Below are 6,826 nucleotides of genomic sequence, written 5' to 3'. Positions count from 1 at the left end.
TGGGGCGCCGAGCACAAGACGATCCGCGAGTACCGTCCCTACGAAGAGGTCCTGCGCGCGTCCAACGGCGCGCTCTCCGCGGTGGACAAGGTCTACTTCTATGTGGCGCTGTGGGCGTACGGCCGCGCCGTCGACCCGAGGACCTTCTCGACGGCGGTGCACGAGTTCAGGCTCGTCCAGCACGTCTTTTATTCCTCGCACGGTGCGAAGACCAAGGCGATCTCCGCCATCGAGCGCGCCGCGCGCGGCGGCGGGCACTCGCTCGTGGGGGCGATGGCGCACCGCGTGCGCGCCGAGGCGTCCTCGGACTTCGACAACCGCGGGCACGGCGTCTGGGAGAACCCCTTCACGCACGAGGAGACCACCGCTTCGTTCGAGGATCTCTTTGAGACGGCGCGTGCCTGTGTGCTCCCGGCGCTCGATGCGATGTTCTCCGGCGAGTTCGGCATCTCTGAGGCGGCCGAGCTCACGGGCGGCCTCAACTTCGAGGGCGAGCCGGTGGACCCCGACGGGGAATTCGACTGGTAAGCCTGCTCCTTTGCGCGCGCTGCCGTTTGGCAAGCCGCTTGGGGTTCCCGGCGCACGGCGGACGTCTTGTCAGTAAGCTAATGGTGTTGTTCGCGCGGCGCGCCTGAGACGCCGCACGGTTGAGATCGAGGAGGCCCGATGGCCACATATGTGTTCTCCGATGTGCATGGCCATGCGGCGCCCCTCGCCCGCGCGTTGACGAGGATCGATCCCTCCGAGGATGACGTCTTTTATTGTTTGGGAGACATGATCGATCGCGGTCCCGACCCGCTCGGCGTCATCGAGCTCGTGCGCTCGCTTCCCAACTGCCACGTGCTCATGGGCAACCACGAGGACCTTATGCTCGCGTGCATGTCGGATACGGGCGATGACCTCGACTCCATCGGCGCTGCCAACTGGGGCATCAATGGCGGGATCGTGACCTCCGAGGCGCTCGCGTCGCTCACCGAGCAGGAGGCCGATGAGGTCGTGGACTGGATCGCCGCGCTGCCCCGCTACGCTCACGTGACGGTGGGGGAGCGCGATTACCTGCTCGTGCATGCCGGAATCGATCCTGCTGCGGTCACGGTCGAGGCTCCCTGGGACGACGAAAAGCTCGATGCCCTCCTCTCCGAGCAGTCGCCCGACGACCTCGTGTGGATTCGCGAGGATTTCTGGGGCGCGCACACGGGGCTGGTCGACGAGATGGGCAAGGGCCCCATCGTCATCGCGGGACACACGCCGACGCCGTACCTCAACCGTCTGTGCGACGAGCTCGACGGGCCGGTCCGCGACGAGAACGGCAACGCGCGGATGCTCAAGATCGGCGCCGACGAGTCCACGGGCGGCGTGGCCGACCGCTGGGACATCGACGCGGGCGCCGCCGGCGGCGCGGGCTTCGGCCGCGTCGGCATCATGCGCCTCGACGACGGCGCCGAGTTCTACGAGGACATCGCCCCCGACGAGTAACCCTCACTGGGTGACAGTCATTGCGTGCAGCTTTCTGTGACACCCATCATCCGCTGCCACCCATCACTGGGTGACAGTCATTGGCTGCAGCTTTCTGGGACACCCATCAGCTGGTGGTGCCCATCGACTACCGTTATCATGCTGTTCATCAATAACATGCGGAGCTAAACGGCGCTATTTCTTTCATGTCGAATTCGTTAGCAGCGATTTCTACAGGCTTTCAACAAAGAATCGCAGTGATGTTAACAATAGACATTGAATCAAATGCGCCTACGCTCGTAATCGCTGCCACTGACCGAAACAACAATTAAAGACCTGATGAAAACATACCTATTTACCTGCATGGAAAGATACCGGTAAGGTACCCGTAAGATACGCGTTAGCTCATTTGCTTCCAAGCGGGCGCAACTTCTCGTAGAGTCGCGAAAAGATTGGAGGCGCTTATGCCAAGGTCAGCTCGCAGGGTTTCGGCAACGGGTAGTTATCACGTCGTTATGAGCGGCGAGAAATGCTGTACGCAACGACTGTCACCCAGTGAGGGTGCGGGAGGGGGCGCGGCTAGTATAAACTTGCGTGCGCAGACGCAATTCAGGGAGAAACGCCGTGATTGACAAAGATCAGGTAAAGCTTGTGGTGACGGACGAGGACGGGACGTTCCTCGACCTCGGGGGCGAGGATTTCTCGCGGGAGCGCTTCCGCGCCGTCTTCGATCGGATGCGCGCGGCGGGCTGCCGCTTCGCCGTGGCGACGAGCAACCAGAGCTTCCAGGTCTCGGATATCTTCGGGGACATGGCCCCGCGCCTCTCGATCATCGCCTCGAACGGCGCCTACGTCGAGCCGGAGGGCGCGGCCCCGCGCATCAGTGTGATGCCGCCCGCCGCCGTGGAAAGCGTCCTCGCCGCCCACGCGGCCCACCCCGAGGTCCCCCTTTGCGCCGTCTGCGCGCAGGGCGCCTTCGTGGAGCGCGGCGGCGACCCCGGCTTCGTCGAGGAGATGACCATGTACTCGCACAACATGGTCCACGTCGGCTCCTTGGCGGAGGAAGCACCCTCGTCCGATGTGCTCATGTATTGGTCGCGCGTTAACGAAGACGAGCTCACGGCCACCGTCGAGCTCTTCTCCGCCGCATGCGGCCATTCGGTGAGCGTCGTCGACTCCGGGTTCGGCGGCGGCTTCGGCTACTTCGACGTCGTCCAGCCGGGCGTTTCGAAGGCGACCGGCATCCGTGCCCTCATGGACACCTTCGGAATAAACGCGTCGCAGGTCATGGCCTTCGGCGACGCCGGCAACGACGCGGATATGCTGCGCCTCGCGGGCACGGGCGTGGCCATGGGCAACGCCTCCGAGGAGCTCAAGGCGATCGCGGACCTCGTGTGCGACCCTTGCGAGGAGCAGGGCGTCATCAAGGTCCTCGAGGAAGTCTTCGGGAGGTAGCGTGGAGGCACACGAGCTCGCACACGCCGCCGACCTCATGCGCGGCGCCCTTTCTGCCCGCATCGACGAGCGGGGGAGGGTCGTTCCCTGCCGCTTTACTCCGGCGCAGGTCCGGGAGCTCGGCGGCATGGCCGCGTGGCACCCGAGGCTCTACCGCCAGATGGCCGCGTGCACCGCCGGCATCCGTCTCGAGTTCGAGACTGACTCGGCGCATCTCGCCTTCGAGGCGCAGATGGACCGCTTCCCGTCGGGGTCCCAGTCGATGATCGACGACATGCTCGACGCGAACCCGGGGGTCCGCCCGCCCTACGACGGCTTCTCGCTCGATGTCGACGGCAAGCGGCTCGGGGCGCGCGAGCCGGGCGCTGACGGCCTCGTGCGCTTCGCCGCGGGCGCCGTCCCCGGAAGGAAGCGCCGCGTGCGCCTGTGGCTGCCTTGTTTGACTGGCTGCCGCCTCGGGCTCGTTCTCGGCGACGGCACGTACGCGCGGCCCCTTGGCGCCTCGCGCGACCTTCTGGTCCTCGGCGACTCCATCGCGCAGGGCTTCACCTCGCTCGACCCCGCGCTCACCTGGCCGGCGCTCCTGGCCGACTCGCTCGGGCTCGGCCTCGTGAACCAGGGCGTCGGCGGCCAGGTGTTCCAGCCCGGCTCCGTCGCGGACGCCGCATCGGCGACGGAGCCCGCCCTCGTGGTCGTCGAGTTCGGGGCCAACTATCGCTTCGAGCCGTGCCGCGCCGCCGCCGTCGAGCGCGACGCGACCGCGTATCTCTCTGAGGTCTCGCGCGCCTGGCCCGCCGTCCCGACGCTCGTGCTCACGCCGAGCTATCACACGGAGGACCGCTACCCGACCCACCCCGCCAGCTGCTTCGCCGACGTCGCGCGCGCGACGCGGGAGGCCGCGGCCCGCCACCCGCAGATGAGCGTGGTCGACGGCGAGTCCCTCTTGCCGCCCGACCCGTCCTTCCTCATCGACGGATCCGACCACCCCGGGCCCAACGGCCAGGTCGCGTTCTATGAAAAATTGAGGAGCTCCGCCGAGCTTGCGCTGAATCAAAATACCAGCTCAGAGGCTTAATCAGCAAGAAGTACTCCACATCTCGTACATAAATTGAGCCATCAACAATTTTTTTGTTGACATGTGTCGGCATAAAACGGCTAAAATGCCTGCCAATCCGCTGGACGGTGATTTTCTACCGTTCGCCGAATAGTCGACACTTCAACTTTTTGGAGGAACGATGGCCCAGAACTTCTCCGCTCTCGAGTCCGAGTACGAGGACGCCGTGCGCGGCGCCGTCGAGGACGGGAGCCTTGCCAAGGCCGACGCCTACCTCGCTTCCACCCATGCCGCCCATCGCCGCGGCTCCCTTGCCTGGTCCGCCGCCCCGCTGATCCTCAGCTCCGGCCAGGAGCAGATCCTCGCCGCGGCGGCCGAGACCCTCGGCTCCGTGATGAACAAGGTCGCTGCGCTCTACCTCAAGGATGCCTCCTTCCGCGCCCGCTTCGGGTTCACCCCCGAGGTCGAGCAGCTCACCCTCGTTCCTACCGGCTATGAGGCGCTCGTGCCGCTCGCCCGCGTCGACGTTGACTTCAGCGGCCGCACCGGCGCGCTTCAGGTCCGCGGCATCTCGGTCGACGGCTTCACCGGCCTGACCTCGACCGTCGAGGTCACCCGCGCCGAGCAGATGACCTCCGCTTACCGCGCCTTCGCCGAGAAGCACCCCTCCATCGAGACCCCCGACTCCGTCGACGCCCTCGTCGAGACCCTGCGCGCGACCTACCGCACCTGGGCGAACGCCAACACCGGCACCCACCACGCCGACTCGCCCGCGCTCGGCGTCGTCGGCTACCCGGAGGAGGCCGACCTCGACGAGGTCGCCGACATCTGCGAGCGCCTCGGCGAGCAGGGCACCTACGCCCGCTTCGTCGACATCTGCAGCCTGCGCATCGAGCAGGCGGCCGGCGTCTCCCGCCTCGTCGACGAGAACGGCCCCATCGACTGCGTGTACCGCCTAGCCACCACCGAGGAGATCGCGACCCGCGTCTGCCCCGGCACCGATGCCCTCGTGGAGGCCGCCCGCCACGGCCTCGCCTGCGTGGTCGGCGGTTTCTCGACCTGGGCGTGCGCGACCGACGCGCTCTTCGACGCGCTCCGCGCCCCCGAGGCCATGAGCGTGTTCACCGACGACGAGATGGCCTTCATCGAGGCCCACGTCCCCGCGCCGGGCTCCGAGTCCTCCGTCGCTGGCGAGAGCCTGGGCCTCTTTGTCTTCGACGGCAAGCTCGCGGGGGTCTTCCCCGGCGCCGCCGAGAAGGACATAATGGGCGAGAGCCGCGATCACGTGTACCGCGGCTGCCTCATCGTCCGCGAGTAGCGCGGGCGCGGGGCCGCTCGGGAGGTTTCCCTGTGCCACAGATGGGCCGAAACAAATTAGCGCCGGGCCTGACCGGTGAGCTTTCGCCCGCGGCGAGCGCCGCGGTGGCTGAGCGCGTCGATTCCGGCGCGCTCTCGCCGTTTGCCTGCAAGAGCTCCTCGGCCATCCGCCGCAGCTCCGCGGAGCGCGACCGCGACACGGCGCTTCGGCCCTCCTTCGTCCGCGATGCCGAGAAGATCGTCCACCTGCCGGCGTACAACCGCATGTCGGGCAAGACCCAGGTCTTCAGCTTCCGGGCAAACGACGACCTCTCGCGCCGCGGGCTGCACGTCCAGCTCGTGGCCCGCGTCGCGCGCGACATCGGACGCGCGCTCGGCCTCAACCTCGACCTCATCGAGGCGATCGCGCTCGGGCACGACATCGGCCACACGCCCTTCGGCCACGCCGGCGAGCGGTTCTTGAACGATGCCTACCATGCCCGCACGGGGCGCTGGTTTTTCCATAACGTGCAGTCCGTCCGCGTGATCGACGTCCTCGGTGGGCGCAACGTGAGCCTGCAGACCCTCGACGGTTGCCTCACCCACAACGGCGAGTTCGAGCAGCAGGTCTTCGAGACGAGCGGGCTGGCCGAGTTCGACACCTTCGACCGCGTGGTCGCCTCCTGCTGGGAGACGGGGGAGGGCGCCATCGGGCATCTGCGTCCCATGACACTCGAGGGATGCGTCGTGCGCATCTCCGACATCATCGCCTACGTGGGCAAAGACCGCCAGGACGCGATCCGCGCCGGCCTTCTGGGGGAGGACGCCTTCGACGACGGGCTGGGCGGCGCGTACAACTCGTGGGCGCTGCAGTCGTTCGTCGTGGACGTCGTGGAGAACAGCGTCGGCCGCGACCGCATCGCCATGAGCAAGGAGGGCTTCGAGGAGCTTCGCCGCGCCAAGCACGAGAACTACGAGAAGATCTATGGCGCGGGCGAGGTGAACAGCGGCCTTGGGCGCGAGTGCGCCCAGCTTTTCGACGCGCTGTTCGACCACGAGCTGGAGGCCCTGCGCGCGGGCGACGAGTCGTCGGCGATCTTCTGCCAGCACGTGCGCGGCTGCGAGCGGCGGCTCTCCCACTACGGGCGCACCTACGACTGGGAAGACGACCCCGAGCAGACCGTCGTCGACTTCATCAGCTCCATGACCGACGACTACTTCATGGCCACCTGCCAGGCGGTCTTCCCCGACTCGGCGAAGCTCTTCCCCCTGCGCGGCTACTTCGGCGATGGCGTCCGTCCTTAACGGTTGAAGCCCGGGCGCGGGACGGGAGCCCCCGCGTGCAAGCAAAGTGCTTCGGAGCGCACGAAGTGCGCGAGGTCACTTTGCGCACATGGGGAGTCTCCCCGGGGCGCGCCACGCGCTCGATGTCGTACAATCGTTCCCATGGATACCTTGTTCACCCACATAGAGACCGCCCGGCGCAACGACAACGCGCCGCTCGCGGCCCGCATGCGCCCGCGTACCCTCGACGGCTACTTCGGCCAGGAGCAGGCCGTGGGCCCC

At 67.0% G+C, this 6,826-nt stretch carries 5 protein-coding genes and 1 pseudogene; all 6 read left to right on the top strand.

Going from position 1 to position 6,826, the window contains the following annotated elements; translation table 11 throughout:
* A pseudogene (locus ACT84W_RS03360) lies at positions 1–528 on the top strand (hypothetical protein); the annotation flags it as partial.
* A gap of 138 nt (positions 529–666) precedes the next feature.
* On the top strand, positions 667–1,476 hold the full coding sequence (locus ACT84W_RS03355) for a metallophosphoesterase family protein (protein WP_444328205.1): 810 nt from the start codon (positions 667–669) through the stop codon (positions 1,474–1,476).
* 603 nt (positions 1,477–2,079) lie between these two features.
* Complete coding sequence (locus ACT84W_RS03350; protein WP_417574938.1) at positions 2,080–2,910, top strand: HAD family hydrolase; 831 nt, start codon at positions 2,080–2,082, stop codon at positions 2,908–2,910.
* A 1-nt stretch (position 2,911) separates the two neighbouring features.
* A complete protein-coding gene (locus ACT84W_RS03345) occupies positions 2,912–3,985 on the top strand; it encodes an SGNH/GDSL hydrolase family protein (RefSeq protein ID WP_444328204.1) in 1,074 nt (357 codons plus the stop codon).
* A gap of 160 nt (positions 3,986–4,145) precedes the next feature.
* The gene (locus tag ACT84W_RS03340; RefSeq protein WP_444328203.1) at positions 4,146–5,282 is read left to right on the top strand and encodes a hypothetical protein; all 1,137 of its coding nucleotides are present in this window, start codon (positions 4,146–4,148) and stop codon (positions 5,280–5,282) included.
* A 41-nt stretch (positions 5,283–5,323) separates the two neighbouring features.
* The gene (locus ACT84W_RS03335) at positions 5,324–6,565 is read left to right on the top strand and encodes a deoxyguanosinetriphosphate triphosphohydrolase family protein (RefSeq protein ID WP_444328213.1); all 1,242 of its coding nucleotides are present in this window, start codon (positions 5,324–5,326) and stop codon (positions 6,563–6,565) included.
* Positions 6,566–6,826 lie beyond the last annotated feature (261 nt).

Source organism: Paratractidigestivibacter sp. (genome assembly GCF_052362415.1).
Lineage (GTDB): Bacteria > Actinomycetota > Coriobacteriia > Coriobacteriales > Atopobiaceae > Paratractidigestivibacter.
The sequence above is the reverse complement of the archived record's forward strand: the minus strand, read 5'-3'. Positions and strand labels throughout refer to the sequence as shown.

Excerpts from the sequence above, each read along its gene's own strand:
- ACT84W_RS03355 (WP_444328205.1), top strand. The coding sequence starts at position 667 with ATGGCCACATATGTGTTCTCCGATGTGCATGGCCATGCGGCGCCCCTC.
- ACT84W_RS03340 (WP_444328203.1), top strand. The coding sequence starts at position 4,146 with ATGGCCCAGAACTTCTCCGCTCTCGAGTCCGAGTACGAGGACGCCGTG.
- ACT84W_RS03335 (WP_444328213.1), top strand. The coding sequence starts at position 5,324 with ATGGGCCGAAACAAATTAGCGCCGGGCCTGACCGGTGAGCTTTCGCCC.